General features: G+C 68.6%; 18 protein-coding genes. 12 read left to right on the forward strand and 6 right to left on the reverse strand.

Annotated elements, in window-relative coordinates:
- Positions 1–16 precede the first annotated feature (16 nt).
- The 6 genes from hemQ to hemL all read left to right on the forward strand — a co-directional run bounded on the left by hemQ (position 17) and on the right by hemL (position 6,203).
- The gene (gene hemQ, locus AC3ZI9_RS05615; protein ID WP_444555723.1) at positions 17–721 is read left to right on the forward strand and encodes a hydrogen peroxide-dependent heme synthase; all 705 of its coding nucleotides are present in this window, start codon (positions 17–19) and stop codon (positions 719–721) included.
- A complete protein-coding gene (locus tag AC3ZI9_RS05620; protein ID WP_444555724.1) occupies positions 718–1,935 on the forward strand; it encodes a ferrochelatase in 1,218 nt (405 codons plus the stop codon). Before hemQ ends, AC3ZI9_RS05620 begins: the two co-directional genes overlap by 4 nt.
- A gap of 74 nt (positions 1,936–2,009) precedes the next feature.
- Positions 2,010–2,936, forward strand: coding sequence for a hydroxymethylbilane synthase (hemC, locus tag AC3ZI9_RS05625; RefSeq protein ID WP_489924022.1), 927 nt, complete (start codon positions 2,010–2,012; stop codon positions 2,934–2,936).
- Positions 2,937–3,833 carry a uroporphyrinogen-III synthase gene (locus AC3ZI9_RS05630; RefSeq protein ID WP_444555726.1) on the forward strand — a complete coding sequence of 299 codons (897 nt, stop codon included), beginning with the start codon at positions 2,937–2,939 and terminating at the stop codon, positions 3,831–3,833.
- 70 nt (positions 3,834–3,903) lie between these two features.
- Positions 3,904–4,893 carry a porphobilinogen synthase gene (hemB, locus tag AC3ZI9_RS05635; protein ID WP_444555727.1) on the forward strand — a complete coding sequence of 330 codons (990 nt, stop codon included), beginning with the start codon at positions 3,904–3,906 and terminating at the stop codon, positions 4,891–4,893.
- On the forward strand, positions 4,890–6,203 hold the full coding sequence (hemL, locus tag AC3ZI9_RS05640) for a glutamate-1-semialdehyde 2,1-aminomutase (protein ID WP_489923950.1): 1,314 nt from the start codon (positions 4,890–4,892) through the stop codon (positions 6,201–6,203). Before hemB ends, hemL begins: the two co-directional genes overlap by 4 nt.
- Positions 6,204–6,302: 99 nt before the next feature.
- Here the strand turns inward: hemL and AC3ZI9_RS05645 are convergent, their stop codons facing one another.
- The 4 genes from AC3ZI9_RS05645 to AC3ZI9_RS05660 form a co-directional block, all read right to left on the reverse strand.
- Positions 6,303–6,962 carry a methionine ABC transporter permease gene (locus AC3ZI9_RS05645; RefSeq protein WP_444554335.1) on the reverse strand — a complete coding sequence of 220 codons (660 nt, stop codon included), beginning with the start codon at positions 6,960–6,962 and terminating at the stop codon, positions 6,303–6,305.
- Positions 6,959–8,053 carry a methionine ABC transporter ATP-binding protein gene (locus tag AC3ZI9_RS05650; RefSeq protein ID WP_444554336.1) on the reverse strand — a complete coding sequence of 365 codons (1,095 nt, stop codon included), beginning with the start codon at positions 8,051–8,053 and terminating at the stop codon, positions 6,959–6,961. The genes AC3ZI9_RS05645 and AC3ZI9_RS05650 overlap by 4 nt, the downstream gene beginning before the upstream one ends.
- A 115-nt stretch (positions 8,054–8,168) precedes the next feature.
- Complete coding sequence (locus AC3ZI9_RS05655; RefSeq protein WP_444554337.1) at positions 8,169–9,077, reverse strand: MetQ/NlpA family ABC transporter substrate-binding protein; 909 nt, start codon at positions 9,075–9,077, stop codon at positions 8,169–8,171.
- A gap of 306 nt (positions 9,078–9,383) precedes the next feature.
- A complete protein-coding gene (locus tag AC3ZI9_RS05660) occupies positions 9,384–10,064 on the reverse strand; it encodes a 3'-5' exonuclease (RefSeq protein WP_444566497.1) in 681 nt (226 codons plus the stop codon).
- A 58-nt stretch (positions 10,065–10,122) separates the two neighbouring features.
- On the opposite strand from AC3ZI9_RS05660, the gene AC3ZI9_RS05665 reads away from it, so the two are divergent.
- From AC3ZI9_RS05665 to AC3ZI9_RS05675, 3 genes are read left to right on the forward strand one after another with little or no spacing between them, the layout of a single operon-like run.
- On the forward strand, positions 10,123–10,509 hold the full coding sequence (locus AC3ZI9_RS05665; RefSeq protein ID WP_444554339.1) for an MGMT family protein: 387 nt from the start codon (positions 10,123–10,125) through the stop codon (positions 10,507–10,509).
- Positions 10,510–10,517: 8 nt separating this feature from the next.
- A complete protein-coding gene (locus AC3ZI9_RS05670; protein ID WP_489923951.1) occupies positions 10,518–13,751 on the forward strand; it encodes an ATP-dependent helicase in 3,234 nt (1,077 codons plus the stop codon).
- Positions 13,748–17,179, forward strand: coding sequence for an ATP-dependent helicase (locus AC3ZI9_RS05675; protein WP_489923952.1), 3,432 nt, complete (start codon positions 13,748–13,750; stop codon positions 17,177–17,179). Before AC3ZI9_RS05670 ends, AC3ZI9_RS05675 begins: the two co-directional genes overlap by 4 nt.
- Positions 17,180–17,182: 3 nt before the next feature.
- Here the strand turns inward: AC3ZI9_RS05675 and AC3ZI9_RS05680 are convergent, their stop codons facing one another.
- Complete coding sequence (locus AC3ZI9_RS05680) at positions 17,183–18,649, reverse strand: macrolide 2'-phosphotransferase (protein ID WP_444561466.1); 1,467 nt, start codon at positions 18,647–18,649, stop codon at positions 17,183–17,185.
- A gap of 209 nt (positions 18,650–18,858) precedes the next feature.
- Here AC3ZI9_RS05680 and nudC point away from each other — a divergent pair, with 209 nt between their 5' ends.
- On the forward strand, positions 18,859–19,809 hold the full coding sequence (gene nudC / locus AC3ZI9_RS05685) for an NAD(+) diphosphatase (RefSeq protein WP_444561467.1): 951 nt from the start codon (positions 18,859–18,861) through the stop codon (positions 19,807–19,809).
- Positions 19,810–19,813: 4 nt separating this feature from the next.
- Positions 19,814–21,934, forward strand: a complete 2,121-nt coding sequence (locus AC3ZI9_RS05690; RefSeq protein ID WP_444561468.1) for an ATP-dependent DNA helicase UvrD2 — start codon at positions 19,814–19,816, stop codon at positions 21,932–21,934.
- Between the two features lie 9 nt (positions 21,935–21,943).
- On the opposite strand, the gene AC3ZI9_RS05695 is transcribed toward AC3ZI9_RS05690, so the two are convergent.
- Entirely contained in the window at positions 21,944–22,879 is a 936-nt protein-coding gene (locus AC3ZI9_RS05695; protein ID WP_444561469.1) for a hypothetical protein, read from the reverse strand.
- A 178-nt stretch (positions 22,880–23,057) separates the two neighbouring features.
- Here AC3ZI9_RS05695 and AC3ZI9_RS05700 point away from each other — a divergent pair, with 178 nt between their 5' ends.
- The gene (locus AC3ZI9_RS05700) at positions 23,058–23,774 is read left to right on the forward strand and encodes a M48 metallopeptidase family protein (protein ID WP_444561470.1); all 717 of its coding nucleotides are present in this window, start codon (positions 23,058–23,060) and stop codon (positions 23,772–23,774) included.
- Positions 23,775–23,837: the final 63 nt, after the last annotated feature.

Raw genomic sequence — 23,837 nt, forward strand, 5'->3', positions numbered from 1 at the left:
AAGTTGAGGCCACACCTTGAGCCAAGCACCTTCCACCACCGAAACCGGCACCCCAGACGCCCCGGAGGAAGAGCTCTTCTATACCCTGTGGACCGTGTTCAAGCGCGATTCCGACCTGGACCGCAGTGAAGGCGTCGAGGCCTTCGACGCCCTCGTCGCCGAACTCGCCGCCGCCGGCGTCGTGCTGCGCGGCACCTACGACGTGTCGGGGATGCGCAACGACGCCGACATCATGGTGTGGTTGCACGGGTCCACCCCCGATGACCTGCAGGCGGCCGTGCGCAAGATCCGCCGCACCTACCTCTTCGCCGAAACCACCCTGGTCTTCTCCGCCATGGGCGTGCACCGCGACGCGGAATTCACCAAGAACCACTCCCCGTCCTTCGCCCTGGGCAAGGAGCCGCAGAAGTGGCTCTGCTTCTACCCCTTCGTCCGCTCCTACGAGTGGTACCTGCTCGAGGGCGAGGAACGCGGCAAGATGCTGCGCGACCACGGCATGCTGGGCCGGGACTTCCCGCAGGTCCAGGCCAACACCGTCGCCTCCTTCGCCCTGGGCGACTGGGAGTGGCTGCTGGGTCTGGAAGCCCCCGAACTGATCGACCTGGTCGATTTGATGCGCCACCTGCGCTACACCGAGGCCCGCAACCATGTCCGCGAGGAGATCCCCTTCTACACCGGCAAGCGCATCAGCTCCGCCGAGGTGGCCGAGGTCCTGCGATGAGCCGGCCGAACGAGCAGTCCTTCGACCCGCGTGAAGGCTACGACGCCGCGGGGCGGATGGCCCCCAAACCCTATGACGCCATCCTGCTGGCCTCCTTCGGCGGGCCCGAAGGCCAGGAGGACGTGATTCCGTTCCTGCGCAACGTCACCCGGGGCCGCGGGATCCCCGACGAGCGGCTCGAAGAGGTCGCCACCCACTACCGGGCCAACGGCGGCATCAGCCCGATCAACGCGCAGAACCGGGCGTTGAAGTCGGCGATGGAGGCCGAACTGGCCTCCCGTGGGATCGAGGTCCCCGTCTACTGGGGCAACCGCAACTGGGACCCCTACATCCCCGAAACGCTGAAGCAGCTCCACCAAGACGGACACCGCCGGGTGCTGATGTTCTCCACCAGCGCCTATTCCAGCTACTCCAGCTGCCGCCAATACCGTGAGGACCTGGGCGTGGCCTTACGCGAAACCGGGCTCGAGGGCATCCTCGAGGTCGATAAGGTCCGCCAGTACTTCGACCACCCGGGATTCGTGGACCCCTTCGCCGAGGGGCTCTCCGCCGGACTGGCCGACGTGCGCTCCCAGCTGGCCGAGGCGGGCACCCCCGACGCCCCGGTACGGGTCGTCTTCGTCACCCACTCCATCCCGCTCTCCGACGCCGAAGCGGCCGGCCCCCGCGATCTGGCCCCCACCCTGGACACGGACGTGTATTCGGCCCAGCACCTGGCCGTGGGCCAGGCCATCCTGGCCCAGGTCCCCGAGGCCGCAGGGCTGGAGCATTCACTGGTGTTCCAGTCCCGTTCGGGCTCCCCGGCCACCCCGTGGTTGGAACCGGATATCAACGACGCCCTGGCCGACTACCGCCAGGAAGGCACCGGCGGCGTGGTCGTGGTCCCGATCGGCTTCGTCTCTGACCACATGGAGGTCCTCTGGGACCTGGACACCGAGGCCAAGGACACCTGCGCGGAACTGGGCCTGGCGTTCAACCGGGTGGCCACCCCGGGCACGCACCAGAAGTTCGTGCGCGGCATCGTGGACATGGTCTCCGAACGCCTGGCGGGACCGGACGGCACGGCCTTGCTGCAGGGCCGGGAGAGCGAGGTGGCCCTCGGCCCCTGGTTCGACGTCTGCCGTCCCGACTGCTGCTCCAAGGTCATGCGGGACGGCACGATCAAACCGACCATTGCCGCGGTGGACTCCGAGGTGGGGGTGCCCGCATCGTGAGCGAGGAACTGAACGGACCGGGCCCGGCGTCGGAGCCGGGCTTCCGCGTCGGCACCCGGGGGTCGGCACTGGCGATGACCCAGACGAGGACCGTCGCCGACGCCCTGAGCGCGGCCTCCGGACAGGGCCATGAACTGATCCGGGTCAAAACCGAGGGCGACGTCACCTCCGGCCCCTTGTCCCAGCTGGGAGGCACCGGGGTCTTCGCCGCGGCGCTACGCATGTCCTTGCTCGAGGGCGGCTGCGATGTGGCCATCCATTCGCTCAAGGACCTGCCCACGGCCCAACCCGGGGACCTGGTCATCGCGGCCACCCCGACACGGGTCGACGTCCGGGACGCGTTATGTGCCCGGGACGGACTCCGGCTCGACCAGCTCCCGCACGGAGCCAAGGTCGGTACCGGATCCCCGCGTCGTGGCGCCCAGCTGAAGGTCGCCCGGCCCGACCTGCAGATCGTGGGCATCCGCGGCAACGTCGGCACCCGGCTGGGCCGGGTGGCCGGTTCGGCCACTCCCGAGGACGACGGCGGTGTCGGGCGTGGGGTCCAAGGCGACCTGGACGCCGTGGTCCTGGCTGCCGCGGGACTCGAACGGCTGGGCCTGGGCGAACACATCACCGAGTACCTGGATCCGGGGATCATGCTCCCGGCCCCCGGTCAGGGCTCCTTGGCCGTGGAGGTCCGCGCCGGGGGTACCGGCAACGCCGAGGTCGACGCGGCCCTGAAGGTCCTGGACGATCCCGAAACCCGGATGACCATCACCGCCGAACGGGCGCTGCTGGGTCGGCTCGAGGCCGGTTGCTCGGCCCCGGTCGGCGCCCTGGCCCGCATCGTCGACGGCGAGCTGACACTGGATGGTGTCGCGTGTGCCCCCGATGGCAGTGAATGGATCCGTCGCAGCGCCACCACCGGGCGCCTCGACCTCGAGGGGGCGCGCACCCTGGGGATCCGGCTGGCCGAGGAACTGCTCGACGCCGGAGCCGCCCGGATGGCAGGCCTCTAGGTGCCCGAACTCCAGCGGCTGGCCGGACGGTCCGCGCTGCTGTTGCGCAGCGCGGACCGGGCCGCGGCCACCGTGGCCGAACTGGCCTCCCGCGGCGCGGCCACCGTGCTGTGCCCGCTGATCGACTTCGAACTGCCGCAGGACACCACCGGGGTCGACGACGGGCTCTTACGCCTGGCCGAGGGGGGATTCGACTGGCTCCTGCTCACCTCCCGCACCACGGTGCTGGCCTTGCAGCAACGCTGTGCCGCCCTGGGCCTGGGCGGAACCGGGATCCCCGTACCGGAACGGACCCGGATCGCCGTCGTCGGCGAGGCCACGGCCCGTGCCGCCGGTGCGGCGGGACTGACCGTGGACTTCGCGCCCGCCGGCGACCATTCGGCGCGTGGCATGCTGGCCGAATGGCCGGCGCCCGCCCGCCCGGGGCCCGCAAGCGATGTCTTCATGCCGCAAGCAGATATCGCCTCCACCACCCTGGCCGACGGCATGCGCGAATGGGGTGCCGACGCCCTGGTCGTCACCGCCTACCGCACCGTCGACGCCCCGGCCGAGGCGTCCCGTCGGCTGCACGCCGCAGACGCCGAACCGGTACCCGCCCCGCTGGTGGAACCGGCGGCCTTGACCCGGAGCGGGGGCGCCCCCGCCGCAGTGGACGCCGTCCTGTTCACCTCCCCGAGCATCGTCAGACGCTATCTGGGACTGGTCGGCACCCCACCGGATCGGGTGGTCGCCATCGCGATCGGGGACTCCACCGCCGAGGAGCTGCGTCGCAACGGCTGGGAGCCGGCGGCCATCGCCGCCACCCCCACCCCGGTTGGACTGGCCGACGCCTGGGAATCCGCCGTGCATGACCCGTCGCCCCCGGGGAGCCCCGCCGGCACGCCCGGCTCCGACTGACCCCCCCGAACCCCACCCGCAGACCACGAACGCCCCACACGCCATCCGGGGCAGAAAGCTGAAGGCCACAATGTCTTTCCCCGCCCACCGGCCCCGCCGGCTACGGACCACCCCCGCCATGCGCCGGCTCGTCGCAGAAGTCGACCTGGCCCCCCGCCACCTGATCCTTCCCACGTTCATCCGGGAGGACCTCACCGAACCACAGCCGATCAGCTCCATGCCCGGGGTCGTGCAGCACACCACCGATTCGCTCAAACGCGCCGCCGTCGAAGCCGTCGAACTGGGGCTGGGCGGGTTCATGATGTTCGGGGTCCCCGCCCGACGCGATGCCTCCGGAAGCGCGGGGATCGACCCCGACGGGGTCCTGAACCGCGCCATCGCCGACGTGCGGGCCGAGGTCGGCGACGACATCGTGATCATGTCCGATCTCTGCCTGGACGAATTCACCGACCACGGGCACTGCGGGGTCCTGGACTCCGAGGGTCGCGTGGACAACGACGCCACCCTGGCGATCTACGCGCAGATGGCCGTCGCCCAAGCCGAGGCCGGGGCCCATATGGTCGCCCCCTCGGGAATGATGGACGGCCAGGTCGCCGTCATCCGGCAGGCCCTGGACGGGGCCGGGTTGGCCGACACCTCGGTGCTGGCCTACGCGGCGAAATACGCCTCGGCGTTCTACGGGCCCTTCCGGGAGGCCGTGGATTCGCAGTTGAGCGGGGACCGGCGTACCTACCAGATGGATGCCTCCAACCGTCGGGAAGCCATCCACGAGGTCGAACTGGACCTTCAGGAGGGCGCGGATCTGGTCATGGTCAAACCGGCCATGAGCTACCTCGATGTCCTCGCCGACGTCGCCGCCATGTCGCCGGTCCCGGTCTCGGCCTACCAGATCTCCGGCGAGTACGCGATGATCGAAGCCGCCGCCGCCAACGGCTGGATCGACCGTCGCGCCGCCGTCACCGAATCCGTCCTGTCGATCCGCCGTGCCGGCGCCGACACCGTCTTGACCTATTGGGCCGCCGAACTCGCCGGCTGGCTGAAGGAAGGAAACCACGCATGAGCACCTCACAGGAACTCTTCGACACCGCCCGGGGTCTGATGCCCGGGGGAGTGAGCTCCCCGGTCCGGGCCTTCGGCTCGGTCGGCGGCGTGCCCCCGTTCATCGTGGCCGCCGACGGCGCCCACCTCACCGATGCCGACGGGAACGACTACGTGGACCTGGTCTGCTCCTGGGGCCCGGCCCTGCTGGGCCACAGGCATCCCGCCGTCCAGGAAGCCGTGCACGCCGCGGTGGATCGTGGCCTGTCCTTCGGGGCCTCGACCCCCGACGAGGCAGGACTGGCCCGGCTCGTCAGCGATCGGGTTCCCGCCGTCGAACGCCTGCGCATGGTCTCCACCGGCACCGAGGCGACGATGACGGCCGTCCGGCTGGCCCGCGGCTACACCGGCCGCGATCTGATCGTGAAGTTCGCCGGTTGCTACCACGGGCACCTGGATGGACTGCTGGCCGCAGCCGGCTCCGGTCTGGCCACCCTGGCGCTACCCGGTTCCGCCGGGGTCACCGCGGCGACCGCTGCCGAGACCCTGGTGCTGCCCTATAACGACGTCGCCGCCGTCGAGGCGGCCTTCGTCAAGCACGGGGAACGCATCGCCGCCGTGATCACCGAGGCGGCGCCGGCCAACATGGGGGTGGTGACCCCCTCCGAGGGCTTCAACGCCGCCCTGTCGCGGATCACCGCCGCCCACGGATCCCTGCTGATCCTGGACGAGGTCCTCACCGGGTTCCGTACCGGACCCGGCGGCTATTGGGGCCTGACCGGGGCCGGAGAAGGCTGGACCCCGGATCTGTTCACGTTCGGCAAGGTCATCGGCGGTGGACTGCCGACCGCCGCCCTGGGCGGCCGGGCCGAGGTCATGGACCACCTGTCCCCGCTGGGCCCGGTCTACCAGGCGGGAACCCTCTCCGGGAACCCGGTGGCGATGGCCGCCGGCATCGCGACGCTGACCCATGCCACCGCCGAGGTCTACGCCCACGTGGACGCCCGCAGCATCGAACTGCAGGCCGCGGTGCGGCAGGCGTTCGACGGCGCCGGGCTGGACCTTTCCATCCAAACCGCCGGGAACCTCTTCTCCGTGGCCTTCGGGACCTCCGAGCACGGGGTGCACGATTACGAGCAGGCGCAGGGCCAGCAGGCCTTCCGCTACGCCCCGTTCTTCCACTCCATGCTGGACTCCGGGGTCTACCTGCCCCCGAGCGTCTTCGAGGCCTGGTTCCTCTCGGCGGCGCATGACGACGCGGCCATGGAACGCATCATCGGTGCCTTGCCGGCCGCCGCCCGGGCCGCCGCGGCAGCGGTGCCGCAGGCATAGAGGCACGCCGGTCCACCCCGGTGGAGACCGCACACACAGGCGGCGTTCGACTCCCCCGAGGAGGGAGTCGAACGCCGCCTGTGTGTGCGCCGGGAGTGCTCAGCGGTGCAGCATGCGCTTGGCCAGGGCATTGCCCAACAGCTGGGCCAGTTGGACGATCACGACGATGACGCCCACGGCCAGCAGGGTGACCGCATAGTTGAACTGCTGGTAGCCGTAGGTGATGGCCAGGTCGCCCAGGCCACCGCCGCCGATGTATCCGGCCACGGCGGACATGTCCACGACCCCGATGAAGATGAACGTATAGCCCAGCACCAGCGGCGCGATCGATTCGCGCAGGACGACGTCGAAGAGCACCCTGCTACGGCTGGAACCCATGGCCCGGGCCGCCTCGACGACTCCGGGATCGACCCCGACGAGGTTCTGTTCCACGATGCGCCCCAGGACCACGGCGGTCATCAGGGTCATGGGGAAGATCGCCGCATTGGTGCCGATGGAGGTGCCGATGACCTGTAGGGTCCACGGACCGACCAGGGAGATGAAGATGATGAACGGGATCGGCCGGACCAGGTTGATCACGAAGTTCAGCACGTTGAACACCACGGTGTTGGCCAGGATGTTCCCCGGCCGGGTGGCGTAGAGCAGGATGCCGATCAGCAGCCCCAGGATCCCGCCGAGGACCATGGTGATGATGACCATGTAGAGGGTCTGTTCGATGGATGAGACCAATAGCGGTCCGAGGGTGCCCCATTCGATCATTGCTTCGCTCCTTCGGCCTCGGGGCCGGCCGGGGTCGACGCGGGCCATTGCTGGACGGTGGTGATCTTCGACAGGCCTTCGACGACGGCATCGACATCGGCCTCGGGTCCTTCCAGGACGTACGTCAGGGACCCGAAGGGGCGTTGGGCGATTTCGGTGACGGAACCGTAGACCACCGAATCATGGACCGCCGGATAGGAGGCCAGGAGCGAGGAGATCTCCCGTTGGTTGGTTCCGGCCCCGGCCCCGGGGGCCTCGGAGATCGTGATGCTGACCAGGCGTCCCGGATGCAGCACCTGCAGGCGGGCCACGGTTTCCGGGCTGGGCCGGTCGGCGATGGTGCTGCTGATGAACTTCTGCGTGGCCGGGTTCTCCGGGAAGGCGAAGACGTCGTAGACGGGGCCGTGTTCGAGCAGGGCGCCTTGTTCCATGACGGCCACGTGGTCGCAGATCGAGCGGACGACGTGCATTTCATGGGTGATGACCACGATGGTGGTGCCGAACTCCTCGTTGACCCGTTTGAGCAGGGCCAACACCTCGGTGGTTGTTTCGGGGTCCAGCGCACTGGTGGCCTCGTCGGCCAGCAGGAGCTCCGGGTTGGTGGCCAGGGCCCGGGCAATGCCCACGCGCTGCTTCTGACCGCCGGAGAGCTGGCTGGGGAACTGCCTGGCCTTCTCGGAGATCCCGACGAATTCCAATAATTCGGCGACCCGGGCCACGCGTTGCTCCTTCGGCCAGCCGGCGACGATGAGCGGGTACTCGACGTTCTTGGCCACCGAGCGCGAGGTGAAGAGGTTGAACTGCTGGAAGATCATGCCGATGCCGCCGCGCAACCCCCGCAGATCCTTCTCGTTCATGCCGGTGAGTTCTCGTCCGTTGACGTCCAGGCTGCCTCCGGTGGGCAGCTCCAGGGCGTTGATCAGACGGACCAGGGTGCTTTTTCCCGCCCCGGAGTAGCCGATGACCCCGGTGATGGAGCCCTGCTGGATATCGAAGGTGATGTCTCGGAGCGCGTGGACGGGGGTACCCTTGGCGGCGCCGCGGCCCGGGTAGGCCTTGGAGACCTGGCGGAAACTGACGATGGATGGCATCGCAGGTCCTTTCTCGCGGAGGATGATGGCGGGGCCCTCGAAGCCATGCCGGCTGCGGCCCCGGGGTGTCCGGTGCCGCAGCCGTGCTGACTCGGTTCGAAGGGGGGCCGGGGGACTACTGGGAATCGGCCTTCATGTTCTCCTCGATGGTCGCCAGGGCGGACTGCAGGTCCTCACCGCTGTTCTCCCTGAATACGCCACCGGTGCCCAGATCCTTCTTGATCGCCTCGACGACCTCGGGGTCGTGGTAGAGCTTGGCGACCTCGAGCAGCGTGGGGTTCGTCTTGTCGGCATCGCGGGCGACGAACGCATTGATGTACGGCTTCGTCGAGTCCGCCTCCGGATCGTCCTGGGCGATGATGTCGTCATCGCTGAGGTCCGCTGCCGCAGCGTAGTTGTTGTTCACGACGGCACCGGCCAACGAGTCCAGGTTCTGTGCGGTCATCTTGGCATCGACGGTGACCACCTTGACCTTGGAGGCTGCCGTGTCCACATCGGTCGGGGTCGACGTGGAATCGGCGCCGCCCTCGACCTCCACGAGTCCCGCGGCCTCCAACACGATCAGCGAACGGGCCAGGTTCACCGGGTCGTTCGGAATGGCGATCTCCGATCCCTTCGGGATCTCCTCGGTGGAGGAGTACTGCGTGGAGTACAACGGCAGCGGGTAGACGGCAGTGCCCCCGATGGGCTGCAGATCCTTGTCGTTCTTCGTGTTGTAGGTGGCCAGGTACTGCAGATGCTGGAACTCGTTGAGATCCAGTTGTTTCTGGTCCAAGGCCGGGTTGGGCTGGTTGTAGTCGGAGAAGTTCTTGAACTCGACGTCCACGCCAGTCTCTTCCTTCACGACCTTCTTGTAGACCTGCCAGTAGGGCTCGGCGCCGTCGGCCACACCGATGGTCACCGTCGTGATGTCATCCGGCAGACTGGACGATGCTTCGGAGGTTCCGCCGCAGGCGCTCAACCCGAGGGCGGTCACCGCCGCGAGGGCTGCAAATTTCGCAAGGGGCAACTGGAATTTAGGCATACAGGGGTTCTTTCCGGCTGGAAGTGAACGGTGTCCCGAAATGGACACCAACAATCGAATGAATCCATTTGATCAACCCCTGCGTGCTTCACGAAATCGAATTCACATATCGAAATATTGGGTCCTGGCGAAGAAACTTCACGAGAATGCGGTTTTGGTCCGAGCCCATGCGATATGAACCCGACGCGCTCTAAGAACGGCCCCATCCGTCCGGCGACGCCCACTTCCGGAAAATTAAGTGATATGTCCCACTATGGGATCGTGCGCCGGCCCCGCTGGTCCGGCCACCGACCCCCTGACTGGGGGTCAGCGGACCGGCCAGGTGCCGTCCACGACCGCCGTCGGATCCTTGCGGCGGAAGAATTCCTGCAGGCTCGCGGCCTGCTCGGCAGCCCATCCGATCAGCAACCGGTGCAGCTCGGCGGGATCCACGGACAGGACCCGTGCGTACTTCGCGACCTGGGCATCGGCCACCCCAACGGTCGCCGCCGCGTCGGCGGCCGAGGAGTGGGCGTTGTTCAACGGGATGCCATAGTGCTCGCACATCGCCGTGAGCGTGCGCTTGCCCCGACGGTACTTATCGACATGCTTGTCGATGATGAACGGATCGATCACCGGGGCCGGCTCCAGGGCGGGAACCCCCTGGCGTTCCGATTCCCGGGCCAGGACGGTGAAGTCATATCCGGCATTGAAGGCCAGCACCGGCATGGTCTGGAACAAGTCGCGCAGATGAGCGGAAATCTCGGCGATGGCAGTGGCGGGATCCTGCCCGGAGGCAACGGCCTGCTCCGTGCTCACCCCGTGCACTGCGGCGGCCTCCTCGGGGATCGGCACTCCGGGGTTCACGAGCCACTCCCGGTGGTTGATGATCTCCTGCCGGCCATTGACGATCACGACGGAGGCGGTCACGATGCGTGCCTCCTGCGGATCCTTGCCGGTGGTCTCGAGGTCGAATGCTGCGCGGGGGAGCTCATGCCAGTTATCCATGTCCCCACGGTATCGTCAGCTGCCGACGATATGGCGCCGGCCCGCCTAAACTGGAACCATGTCAGCCGAATATGCCCGGGCCGTCCATCGGCTGGCCTGTCACATCCCTGCGGGGGCCGTGCTGACCTACGGGGACATTGCCGAGCTGCTCGGCGCCGGTGGCCCCCGTCAGGTCGGCGCCGCGATGGCCCGGTCCGACGGCGCCCTGCCCTGGTGGCGGGTGCTGCGCGCCGACGGAACCCTGCCGGCCGATCTGCAGGCCAGGGCCATCCCGCACTGGATCGACGAATCGATCCCGCTTCGCCACGGACGGGTCCGCGTCCCGGTGGCCCGCTGGCAACCCGACGAGGAGGCCTTCGCGCTCCTCGACGAAGTCGCCGCGGTCCTGGCGTCGGCGACCGTCGTGGAGGAGGCCGCGCCAAAGCGACGGGGGCGCATGCTCTGATGGAGTCCATGGAAACCGTCGAGGACACCGCAGAAAGTTCCCGGCAACGCCTCCGTGAGCTGGTCCCCGGCCACGGCCCGGTGCTTGTCCTGGGAGCACCGGGGACCGGGAAGAGCACGGCGTTGCTCGACGTCGTCGTGCGCAGGCTCGCCGCCGGGCACCGGCCCGAACACCTCCTGGCCATCGCCCCGTCCCGGTCCGCGGCAGCCGATCTGCGCGATCGGCTCTCGGCAGCGACGGATACGACGTTTTCCGAACCTGCGGTACGCACCTGGGCGGCCTACGCCTTCGATCTCATCCGCAGGGCCCGGCTGCTGGGGTACCTGCCCGCCGTCGAGCGCCCCCCACGGCTGCTCTCCGGCCCCGAACAGGACACCCTGATCGCCCAGTTGCTGGCGGGGCATGCCGACGGCATCACCGCGGGCCCCGCCTGGCCGGAGTCGCTGGGCGAAGCCATCGGGACCCGCGGATTCCGCAAGGAGATCCGTGAACTCTTCGACCGGCTGGCCGAATACGGGGTGGAGGCCGGGGACCTGGAGGAACTGGGGGAACGCTGCCTGCGGCCCGAATGGACCGCCTCCGCCGCGCTCTACCAGGAATACCGTGACCTGCTCGACCTCGGCTCCAGCGAGGCCTTCGACCCGGCAGGGCTGATCACCGCCGCCGCCGACCTGCTCGAGGACCATGAGGAACTCCTCGAGGAGGAATGCCAGCGCCTGTCCTTGATCGTGGTGGACGACCTGCAGGAGGCCAACCCCGCCCAGCACCGGCTGCTGCGGTTGCTGGCCGCCGGGCGTGACCTGCTGGCCTTCGCCGCCCCGGATAATGCCGTCCTGGGGTTCCGGGGCGCGCGTCCCGACCTGCTGGGCCGGTTCGAAGGCGATTACGGAACCGATAGGAACCCCGCCGAGCGGATCGAACTGGGGACCTCATGGAGGATGAACCCGGCGATCGCCGAGGCCTGGACGCGGGTGGCCGGACGCATCCCGGTCACCACGGGCCACTCGGGGCGCCGACTCGTGGAGCGCCCGCAGGCGCCGACCGGAGACGACGAGCGGGAAGCGGTGGAAGTCCATCTGGTCGAATCACCCGTCCACGAGCTACGGCTGGTGACCCAGCGGCTCCTGGAAGAACACCTGATGCGCGGCCGGTCCCTGGACTCGATGGCCGTCATCGTCCGCAATGGTGGTCTGGTCGCCGAGGTTTCCCGTCATCTGGCGAGCCAGGGCATTGCCGTGGACGTCCCGCAGGCGGAGGTGCCGTTGCGGGAGGAACCGGCGGTGCGCCCGTTGCTGACCCTCCTGCGCGTGGCCTTGGACACGGCGGGGGGTCCCGACGGGAGCGAAGGAACCGGGGAGCCGGCCCCGGAACCGGCGGCATACCTTCCGGATGCCGGGGTCGTCGAGGCCCTGCTCTCCTCGCGCTACGGGGCCTCCACCGCCTTGGACATCCGTCGGCTCCGACAAGTCCTGCGCCGCCGCGAACGCGTGGCCGGAGGACGACGCTCCAGCACCGAACTACTGCGCGGGATCTTCACCGATCCGCAGGCCCTCGGCGGCCTGGGCCGGGAAGGTCGCGGCGCCGAACGACTGGGACGGATGCTCACCGCGCTGGTCGCCGAACTCGCGGTACCCACCGCCAACGCCGAGACCGCCCTCTGGGCCCTGTGGTCGGCCTCCGGAATGGAAAACACCTGGCGTCAGGCCGCCCTGGATGGCGGGGCCGCGGGGGCCCGGGCCGATCATGATCTCGACGCGTTGATGGCGCTGTTCCAGGCCGCGGAACGTTTCGTGGACCAGCTTCCCGGCTCGACGGTTGGCCAGTTCGCCGATCACGTGCTCAGCCAGGAACTGCCGATGGACACCCTGGCCTCCCGCGGGGGCAACGGCGCCTCCGTCGCGGTGACCACCCCCGCCGGTGCGGTCGGCCACGAATGGGATCTGGTACTGGTGCCCGGACTTCAGGAGGGGATCTGGCCCAATACGCGCCTTCGGGGGGAACTGCTGGGCAGCAGCGCCCTGGCCGATGTCATCGAACACGGACCGGCCATCCTGCGCCAGCGTGACCCTGCCACCCGATTGAAGGCCACCCGGGCCGACGAACTGCGCACCTTCGCCAGCGCGCTATCCCGCGCCCGGGACGGATTGGTGTGCCTCGGGGTCGCTTCCGAGGACCAGCAACCCTCCCAGTTCCTGGATCTGGTCCTGCCCTGGACCTCCCAGGAAACCCCGCGACCGATCACCGCGGTGCCGCGTGAACGCACGTTGGCCTCCCTGGTCGCCTTGTTGCGCCAGCGTCTGGAAGCCGGCAGCACCGCCACGGACCCGGGACCGGCAGCCATCGACGCGGCAGCCGTCCTGGCCCGATTGGCGGATCAGCCCGAACACGTCCGCGGAGCAGCCCCCGCCCAGTGGTGGGGGCTCAAGCCGACGAGCACCGACGCCCCGGTGAACCCCGAGGGCGAGCCGGTCCGGGTCTCACCCTCGCGGGTCCAGGCTGCCTTGGAATCCCCGCTCGACTGGTTCGTCCAGGCCGCGGGAGGGGAACCGGCGACGGATCTGGCCCGCAGTCTGGGGACCCTGGTGCATGCGATCGCCGAGGACCTGCCGGCCGCCACCGGGAACGAATACCTGGAGGAACTGGACCGCCGCTGGCCGGATCTGGATCTGCCCTCGAACTGGGAAACCGCGAAGGACCACGAGCGGGCCGAAACGATGCTGCGCAAACTCGCCCAATACGCGATCCTCATGCGGAGCCATGACCGCACGCTGCTGGCCAGGGAGCAGTCCTTCGACGTCGAAATCGCCGATGCAGAGATCACCGTCCGGCTGCGCGGGGTCATCGATCGGCTGGAGGTCGACGCGGACGGCCGCGCCTACGTGATCGACCTCAAAACCGGGAAATCCGCGCCGACGAAGGCCGACGTCGAACGCAACCCCCAACTGGGCAGCTACCAGGCCGCCGTGTTGGCCGGGGGGTTGGGCGCGGAGCTGCCCCAGCAGCCCGGCGGCGCCGCCCTGGTCCAGTTGGGTACCACGACCAAGAGCCCGGGGGAGCAAGCCCAGGACCCCGTCGGAGCCGAGGACTGGGCCACCCCACTGGTACTGAGCGCCGCCCGGTTGATGGCCGGCAACGAATTCCACACCCGGCACGACCCCTCCAAGGCGGGGCGCAGCGGCAGCGGCTGCCGGCTGCCGGCCGTGTGTCCCTTATGTGATGAAGGACGGCAGGTCACCGAATGAACCACGAGCACGACCTGGCACTCCCGCAGCAGGAATCCGCTGCCGGCCGCCGCTACACCCCGGAGGAGCTGGCCGAACTGCTGGGCCAGCACCAGCCGACCGCCGAACAGGCGGCCATCATCTCCTCCGAACTGGCTCCGATGCTTGTGATCGCCGGCGCCGGATCCGGAAAAACGGCGACCATGGCCGACCGGGTGGTCTGGCTCGTGGCCAATGGGCTGGTCAGGCCGGATGAGATCCTCGGGGTCACCTTCACCCGCAAGGCCGCAGGGGAACTGGCCCAACGCATCCGGGCGCAGTTGGCCCGTCTGGCCGAGAGCGGGATCGTCCCGCCGGGAGATGACGATGCCCCGCTGGAACCGGAGGTCTCGACCTACCATTCCTACGCCAACGCCCTGGTGCAGGATCATGGCCTGCGCATCGGGGTCGAATCGGACACCTCGCTGCTGGGCAGCGCCCAGGCCTGGCAATTGTCCCTGAAGGTCGTCCAGGAGTACGACGGCGACCACGAACACCTGCGCGTGGCGAAGTCCACCCTGGTCGATGCGGTCGTGCAGTTCGCCGGGGAATGTGCCGAACATCTGGTGGATCCCCTCCAAGCCCGCGACCATGTACTCGCCGAAGTCGACCATCTGTCCGCGCTTCCCTACCGCGTCGGCAAGGAAGCCAAGCCCTCCCAACCCGCCCTCAAGCTCCTGGACAAGCTCAGGACCCGGGCCACGGTGGCGGATCTTGCCGTGCGGTATGCCCGGGCGAAGGCCGAACGCAATGTCCTGGACTATGGGGACCTGGTGGCCCTGGCCGCCCGTATAGCCAGAACCGTACCCACGGCGGGGGAGGTTGAACGAGACCGGTTCAAGGTCGTGCTCCTGGACGAGTTCCAGGACACGTCCCACGCCCAGATGGTGCTGTTCTCACAACTGTTCACCGGAGGCCATGCGGTCACGGCCGTCGGGGACCCCAACCAGTCGATCTATGGTTTCCGGGGGGCCTCGGCCGGCCAACTCTTCCGCTTCCCCCAGGAGTTCCCGGCCACCGGTCCCGACGGCAGGCCCACCCCCTCGGCGGTGGCGTTCCTGACCACCGCCTGGCGCAACTCGGTGAACGTCCTCGAAGCCGCCAACGCCGTATCGGCCCCGCTGAACCGTGAAGACCCGAACCGGGCCTCGGGTTCCATCGCCGTCCCCGCGCTGGTCCACAGCCCCTTCGCCGGAACCGGCCGGGTCGAACTCGCCCGCTTTGCCACGAGTGCCGAGGAGGCAACTGCTCTCGCAGGCCGCCTCCTGAGCGAACGCGGGGCGTTCACCTCGGCGTTCGGGCGCCATCCGACCATGGCCGTCCTGTGCCGGACCCGGGCCGCCCTGGCGGGCATCGCCGAGGCCCTGACCCAGCGCGACATCCCCTACGAGATCGTCGGGTTGGGCGGGCTGCTGGCCATGCCGGAAATCGTCGATCTCGTCTCGACGCTGCGGGTCCTGGTGGACCCGCTGCGCTCCGATGCCCTGTTGCGGTTGCTCGCCGGTGCCCGCTGGAGGCTGGGCCCCGCCGACCTGATGGCCTTTGCCGATTGGTCCCGGTTCCTGGCCCGACGCCGTGAAGCAGCCATCCGCGAGGCCCGCGACATCGATACCACCACCGCGGACAGTGCCGCGGTGGACAGCCAAACCGAAGCCCGCAGCGAGCTGGCCGAGGAAGCCAGTCTCGTCGAAGCGCTCGATCGGCTCCCCCCACCGGAGTGGACGTCCTCGGCCGGACGGAGCCTGACCTCCACCGCCCTGGACCGGCTGCACACACTCCAAGCCGAGATCCGCTATCTGCGCAGCTTCGCCGACGACGATCTGCCGTCCCTGCTGCATGAGGTCGAACGCACCTTGTTGCTCGACATCGAGGTCGCCGCCAAACCCGGCGTCGGTATCCATACGGCACGACGCCACCTCGACGCGTTCGCCGAGGTCGCCGCCGGATATTCCGATACTGACCTGGGAGCCGATCTGAGCGGATTCCTGGTCTGGCTGGATGCTGCCGCAGCCAAGGAAGGCGGTCTGGAGATCGTCCAGCAGGAAGCCAGTAGCGAAGCCGTGCAACTATTGACCATCCACGCTTCCAAGGGATTGGAATGGGATGTCGTGGCGATCCCGGGAATGAACGAGGGCATCTTCCCCTCCTCGACCGACTCCCGATGGACCAAGGAAGACGGCTCCCTGCCCTGGCCGCTGCGCGGTGACCGGCACGACCTGCCCCAATGGGATACCGATCAGCCCAGCCTCTTCGAAGCCGTCGTCGCCGAAGCGATATTCCGTGATGACGTCCTGGCCCACGGGGAAAACGAGGAACGACGGCTGGCCTACGTCGCACTGACCCGGGCCAAGGACCTGCTGCTGTGTTCGAGTACGGTCTGGACCGGATCGCGGTCCAAACCGACCGGGCCCTCCGTGTTCCTGAACGAGCTGCTCCCGTTGGCCCAGGCCCCCACGCCGCGGGCCACCGTCCCCGTCTGGTGCGAGGACGACCAAGCACCCGGGCAGAACCCCTTCCGGGAGGATCCGCTCGAATCCAGCTGGCCCTACGACCCGCTCGAAGGCCCCGTCGTCTTCCGGGCCGGGGTGGCCCAGCCCAAGCCGCGGGGACGGCGCGGCCCACTCGAGGCCGCCGCGGCCCTGGTGCACGAGCAGCTCGAACTACGGGCCGTCCCCGGAGCCGACGACGAGACCCCGGTGACCACCGAAGACGGGGCAGCGTGGAACCACGAGGCCTCGTTGTTGTTGGCGGCCCGCCGGGAACGGGAGGCCTCGCGGGAAACCGCGGCGGTGCCCGAGCATGTGCGCGCCTCGCTTTTCGTCGATCTGGCCACCGATGCCGGACAGGTCCTGGGCCAGATGCGTCGACCGGTCCCGCGACGCCCCGGTGTTGCCGCCCGGAAGGGCACCGCGTTCCACGCCTGGATCGAGGACCACTACGGCTCCACCGGGATGCTTGACCTGGGGGAGTTCCCCGGGGCGGCCGATGCCTATGTGGAGGACATGTACGGGCTGGAGGAGATGAAAACCGAATTCCTGGCCTCGGAATGGGCGACCCGGCAGCCGGCCTACGTCGAGGTCCCGTTGGAGACCCGCGTCGGACCGGTCAGCGTACGCGGTCGGATCGACGCGGTGTTCAAGGAGCTCGACGCCGACGGCAGAACGGTATGGACACTCGTGGATTGGAAGACCGGGCGGGTACCCACCGGGCGGGATCTGGAGATCAAATCCCTGCAGTTGGCGGTCTACCGCCTGGGCTGGTCGCGCCTGCACGACGTCCCGTTGGAGGACGTCGAGGCAGCGTTCTACTACGTCGGCCAGGGGCGGACGATCCGGCCCGCCCGGTTGGCGGATGCGGAGGAGCTCGAAGAACTGATCACGACCTCGATGGCCGACCTCGACCCGAGCTGAGGATTACTTCGAATCCGTGGAAGGGCCGGACTTCTCCGAGGACTCGATGACGATCATCGGCATCGCATCGGTCTCCAGCCCGGAGGCAACGGTGTCGGACGGCGGAGTTTGCTGGGCATCGCTGCCGGCATCCGTTGGTGCGGGGGAGTCCTCGTCGTCGATATCGGCATCGCGCAGGAAGGCCGGCTCCTCCTCATCCTGGACGGGCGCAGCGTCATCCTCTGCGGCGCCGGAGGGATCCGCAACGGGATCACCGGAGTCCGTGTTGGAGACCTCGGCGGGATCGCTGGTGGAGGGGGCGTCGGAGTCTTCGTCCGTGGGCAGGCCCTCGGGGGAGGCGGGGGCGACCCGTGGTTTCGGCGGCACATTCGGAGGCGCAGGGACTCCCGGGGGCCCTTCGTCGGCGGGAGTTGACGGGAGATCGGTGGCCTCCTGGTCCTGAAGGGCAGCGTCGAGGTCCGGGGCATCAGTCCCGTTCGATTCGTCGTCGTCCTCGGGAATCGGCTGCCCGTTGATATCCATGCGGGGCGGGTCCACGATGCTGATCGGCTGGCCGCCGTACTCGGAGATGTCTTCGTCGAGATCGCGCAGCATCTGTTCGCCTTCGGCAATGCGTTCGGCATCGTTGGTCGCCAGTCCGCGGGAAAGCCATTGGGCCAACGCGAATTCGGCCGCCAGAGCGGCACGGCGCATGATGTGCGGGTCGGCCAGTTCGCCGCGTGCGGCGGTGTAGGCCTCGACGACGGTGTCGGTGAAGGACTGTTCGTGGGCGGCTGCGAGCCAGGCGAAGTCATCGGCCGGGTCCCCGATGCGCACATCGGTCCAGCCGATCACGGCGGCCACCTTGCCGTGTTCGATCAGCAGGTTGTCCTCGTGGACATCCCCGTGGACCACGCGCGGGTTGAAGCGCCACAACGCCACATCCTCCAAGGCGTGCTCCCAACGGCGGAGCAGCCGCGGGGGGATTCGCCCCGTCATGGCGGCCTGATCGAGCTCGTTGAGCTTGCGTTGACGGAATTCCTCGGCGGTATAGACCGGTAGGTCGGCCCGATCGACCAGTTCCTCGGGCAACGCGTGGATGGCGGCGATGATGCGGCCGATATCCGCTGCGGTGGAGCCACCGGCGGCCACCAGTTCGTCGAGGTCCATCACTTGGCCGGGCAGGTGGTTGTAGACGAAGGTGCGCAGGCTTCCCTGACGCACGGTCCCGGCCACGGAGGGCAGCCTGAAGGGCAACGAGGCGCGGATGCCGGGGGTGAAGGAACGCAGTGCGGTGAGCTCGGTCTCCAACCGCATGCTGGATTCCTGGTGACGGGGTGAACGCACCCTCCAGCGGTTCTTCTGCGCGTCGATGACCAGCGCCGAATCGAAGTCATCGGGATCATCCGCGATGCCGGCGACGCGGGCAGGAGTCAACCCCGGCACCGCTGCGGTCGCGATGGCGGCCAGTTCCATGGGAGAACGTTTCACGTACACAACCGTATGCCGCGAAGTGCCCCGCGGCCACGCCTCGTCGACGGCGAGTCGCCTGAATGACGGCCACTACACAGTTATTACACAACCAATGGGTGCGCTCGTGATCCAGCACACCCCGTGGTCCGCTTCCGGCAGGGCAGCGGCGTCCACAGCGGTGACCTGCGGATATGCGGGCCGGGGGCCAACCTCAGTACGGTAGGACCATGACTTCTTCCCACGATCCCGTTGCCGAGGCCGCTCCCGATCTCCCGCTCCTGGGGCGACTTCCATTGGCCCGGACCGAAGTGGACCGGGGGTGTGAACGCCGGCAGGAAGAAGGCTGGCTCGATTCCTTGCTGGAGGACGGAGGGACCAAGGCCCTCCTCCTGGTCAACGGCCGGACCCCGGTCCGCGACGGTGAATTGGCCCTCGTGGGAACCGAGGGCCTGCCGGAGGACTGCCGTTGGGTGTACCTGGGGCGTTCGGACGGGCGGGAGATCGTGCTGGCCGACCTCGACAAGGCCCCAGCGCAGGCTCCCGTCGATGCCGACTGGTTGGGGCTGCGCGATGTCGCCGCCGGACTGGGTGCCCGCGATGCCGGGCTGTTCGTCGAGGCGGTGGCCATCGCCAACTGGCATGCCAGCCACACCCATTGCCCGCGCTGCGGAACACCGACCGACGTCGTGCACAGCGGCTGGGTCAGGATCTGCCCGCAGGATGGTTCACAACATTTTCCCCGGACCGATCCGGCGGTCATCGTCGCCATCACCGACGCCGAGGACCGGCTCCTGCTGGGGGCGAACGCCCAATGGGGCGGCCGGCGGTATTCGACCCTGGCTGGATTCGTGGAACCGGGGGAGTCCCTGGAGGAAGCCGTGGAACGCGAGATCGGGGAGGAGGCCGACGTCCGGGTCCACTCGATCCGGTACGCCGGTTCACAACCCTGGCCGTTCCCGTGCTCACTCATGCTCGGATTCACGGCGAGGGCCGAGACCGCGACGGTCGCCCCCGACGGCGAAGAGATCATCGACCTGCGCTGGTTCACCCGGGAGGAACTGGCCAGGGAGGTCACCGACGGCACCATCGGCGTCCCTTCGGGCGTCTCGATCTCCAGTGCCCTCATCGAACATTGGTACGGTGGGCCGCTGCCCGAACCGCGCCGGATGGAGAACTAAACGCATGACCACATTGGAAGAGCGCATCCTTGGCGGCCTTGACGAGGAGCAGCGCAGCGTGGCGACCACGCTCAACGGGCCGCTCTGCGTCCTGGCCGGGGCCGGAACCGGCAAGACCCGTGCCATCACCCACCGCATCGCCTACGGCGTGCACACCTCGGTGTACAAGCCCAACCAGGTCCTGGCCGTGACCTTCACCTCCAGGGCCGCCAGCGAGATGCGCACCCGGCTGCGTGACCTCGAAGCCGGCGGCGTCCAGGCCCGGACCTTCCACGCCGCGGCCTTGCGCCAACTGCAATACTTCTGGCCGCAGGCCATCGGCGGGCAGCTGCCGTCGATCGTGGGGCATAAGGCCCAGCTCGTGGCTGAAGCAGCCCGCCGGCTACGCATCTCCACCGACCGGGCCTCCATCCGCGACATGGCCGCCGAAATCGAATGGGCCAAGGTCTCGATGCACACCCCCGAGGGGTACGTCGCGGCGGCCTCGGGACGGGCCGAGGCCGCCGGCTTGGACCCGCGTACCGTGGCCCGGCTCTTCCAGTCCTATGAGGACGTGAAATCCGATCGCCATGTGATCGACTTCGAGGACGTGCTGCTGTTGACCGTGGGGATCCTGGACGAGGACCCCCGGGTGGCTGCCTCGGTGCGGGAGCAGTACCGGCATTTCGTCGTCGACGAGTACCAGGACGTCTCACCGCTGCAACAGCGGTTGCTCAAGCTCTGGCTCGGTGGGCGGGACGAACTGTGCGTGGTCGGCGATGCCAGCCAGACCATCTACTCCTTCACCGGGGCCACCCCCTCCCATCTGCTCGACTTCACCCTCGAGTATCCGCAGGCCCCGGTGGTCCGCCTGGTCCGCGACTACCGCTCCACCCCCCAGGTCGTGAACCTGGCCAACAGTCTGCTGGCCTCCCGCCGCCTCGAACATGGGGTCGCCGGCCGCGACGTGCAGTGGGCGACGCCGCTGGAACTGCTCGCCCAACGAGAGCCGGGCCCCGAACCGGCGTTCACCGAATGCAGCGACGACGAGGCGGAGGCCGCCCATGTGGCCCGCACCATCGGCACATTGATCCAGGACGGCGTGGAACCGGCGCAGATCGCCGTGCTGTTCCGGACGAATGGACAGTCCGAGGCCTACGAACAAGCCCTCTCGGGGGCGGGGATCGGCTACCAGCTGCGGGGCGGGGAGCGTTTCTTCCAACGTAGGGAGGTCCGTGACGCGGTACTGGCCCTGCGTGCCGCCTCGCGTCAGCCGGCGGACGACGCCGTACCCCAGCTCTGCCGTGATGTGCTGGCTTCGCTGGGTTATTCCCCGCAGGCTCCCACCAGTGGCGGGGCAGTGCGTGAACGCTGGGAATCGCTCTCCGCGCTGGTCGCGCTCGCCGACGAGCTCTCCGCAGCCCGGGCCGACCGCGAAACACCATTCACCTTGTTGGAGTTCGTGGCCGAACTTGATGAACGGGCGACCACCCAACACGCGCCGACTGTCCAGGGGGTCACCCTGGCGTCGTTGCACTCGGCCAAGGGGCTGGAGTGGGATGCCGTGTTCCTGGTCGGGCTCAGCGAGGGGCTGATGCCGATCTCCTTCGCCGAGGACCAGGGCGACTATGACGAGGAGCGCCGGTTGCTCTATGTGGGCATCACCCGGGCCAGGAAGCAGTTGTCGCTGACCTGGTCCACGGCGCGGACCCCGGGAGGGCGGGCCAGTCGACGGCCCTCGCGTTTTTTGGACGGGCTGCGTCCGGCCTCCTCCTCCCGGGCCGCGGCCCGGCCCGCGGGCGGCGGTTCTAAACGACGCAAGGCGGCCACCCCGCCGACCTGCCGGGTCTGTGGAACCTTGTTGGGCAGCCCTGCCGAGCGCAAACTCGGTCGGTGCCTCGACTGCCCCTCGAGCTACGACGAGGCGGTGTACGAGGCCCTGCGCGAATGGAGGTTGAAGACCTCCAAGGAGGCCGAGGTGCCCGCCTTCGTCGTGTTCACCGACGCAACGCTGATGGCCATTGCCGAAGCCATGCCCTCCGATCCCTCGGCACTGTCCAAGGTATCCGGGGTCGGGTCGGCCAAGCTGGAACGCTACGGCCAGGACGTCCTGGACATCCTGGGCACGGGGTCCGCCCCGGCCTGAGACCACCGGTCAGGCGGCGGGAACCATGCAGGTGCAGTCGGAACGCGGCTGGACCGGGACCCGCTGCACGCCACCGGTCGCCAGATCGATGGTCAGCATGGCGTCGGCGGTGGAGGGGACATTGACCCCGTCCAGCAACATCAGGATCTGTACGGCAGCCAGCCCGGCGGCGGTGCAGGAGAGCGCCAACTCGGCGGTCGAACTCCCCGGTCGGGGCGTCCCTGCGGCCCGGGGGCCCGCCATCGGGGCCCCGACAGGTGGTTGGGCGCAATCCAGACAGGTCGTCAGCCCGGGGATGACCAGCGGTCCGACGCGTGCCCAGGCCGGACCGAACACCACCGGCAGGTGGGGCATGCGGGTCCCCGCCAGATGGGCGGCCCATGATTCGGGCAGGGCGTCGCAAGCGGTCACCACCGTGATCCGGGCTCCCACCCCGGAGGAATCGGGGCCCGGAGCCCATCCGGAGAGCCGGGTACGGGGCCATTGCTGGCCCAGCCGGTGGGCCAGGGCGACGGTGCGCGATTTACCCAGATCGGCCATCCGCAACGGACCGATGCCGATGTCACCGGCGAGGACCGGATGCTCGTCGTTCAGGTAGAGCCCACCGATCCCGCTGGCTGCCAGCAACGAGGCGATGGTCTGACCGCAGCGGCCCAGGCCGTGGATCCGGGCGGCGGAGCGGGACCGTTGCCGGACCAGTTCCCCGGCCGGTGCCGTATAGGCCACCGAATATGCATTGACGTCAGGGACCAGACTGGCCCCCAGGGCGCCGGGCAGCCGGTAGGAATCCTCCAGGACCGGAGCCAGCAAGTCGAGGAGTTCGCGGCGCCGGCGCGGGCCCGGATCGGGGCTGAGCGAGCCGTGCGGCGGTGGCTCGACGGTACTTCCGTCCTCGGTGGCCAGCCAGTGGATGTACTGCTGGTCGACGGGGGTCAGCCCGGTCATCCACAGTCCGTCGCCTGGGGCTCCAATCCGAAGTGAGGTCTCGGTTACGCTGACGATCTGAAGTCCGGGGATGATGCGCATGTTCGCCTCCAGCGATTCTGCCGGAAGGGTTCCGGTGGGGATATCCTGACAGGTCCGGTGCGCTGGAATCCGGGTTTCCACAGCTTCTGGTGGGCGAGTGGCCACCGCGGCATACGACGACGAGAAACGAGGAACCACCATGGTCCAGCGACCGACCGAACGCGAACTGGTCACCGCCGACGGGGTGAATGTGCGCGTGCTGCGTTCGGCCCGGCGGCGCCGCACGGTCTCCGGTGTCTGGAAGGACGGGGCCGCGGTGATTTCCATCCCGGCCACCCTGAGCCTGCGGCAGGAAAACGACTGGGTCGACCGGATGGTCCCTGACATCCTGGCCCGGCGGGCGAAGGCCCTGGGGAAGTTCGGCGAAAACGCGGATACGGAACTGATGCAGCGGGCCCAGCGCCTGAACCGGAAGTACCTGCAGTCACGGGCCGAACCGTTGTCGGTGAAATGGGTGACCAACCAGAACACCAGATGGGGGTCGACCTCCACCGGCTCGGGGGCGATACGGCTGAACCATCGGTTGCAGCAGATGCCGTCCTGGGTGCAGGACTACATCCTCGTCCATGAACTCGCCCATCTCATCGCCGAGGACGGTCACGGCCCCCAGTTCAAGGCCCTCGAAGCCCGCTTCGAACGGCTTGACGAGGCCAAGGCCTACCTCTGGGGCGTCAGTTTCGGCATGGCGCAGGAGCAGGAAACGGAGGGGACCCATCGGGGGCCTCCCCGGGCCGGTAGCGGCCCCGGAGATCGTGAAGGAGCCGACGGGGCCGGAGGGTGGGATGAGGAGCCGTCCGATGATTGGACCGACTGAAACGGCCGGTGGCGTCCGCAGGGACGACACCGGCCGTTTCAGTCCTCACACCCGGCTGGGTGT

The organism is Arthrobacter sp. AOP36-F1-5 (assembly GCF_058137995.1).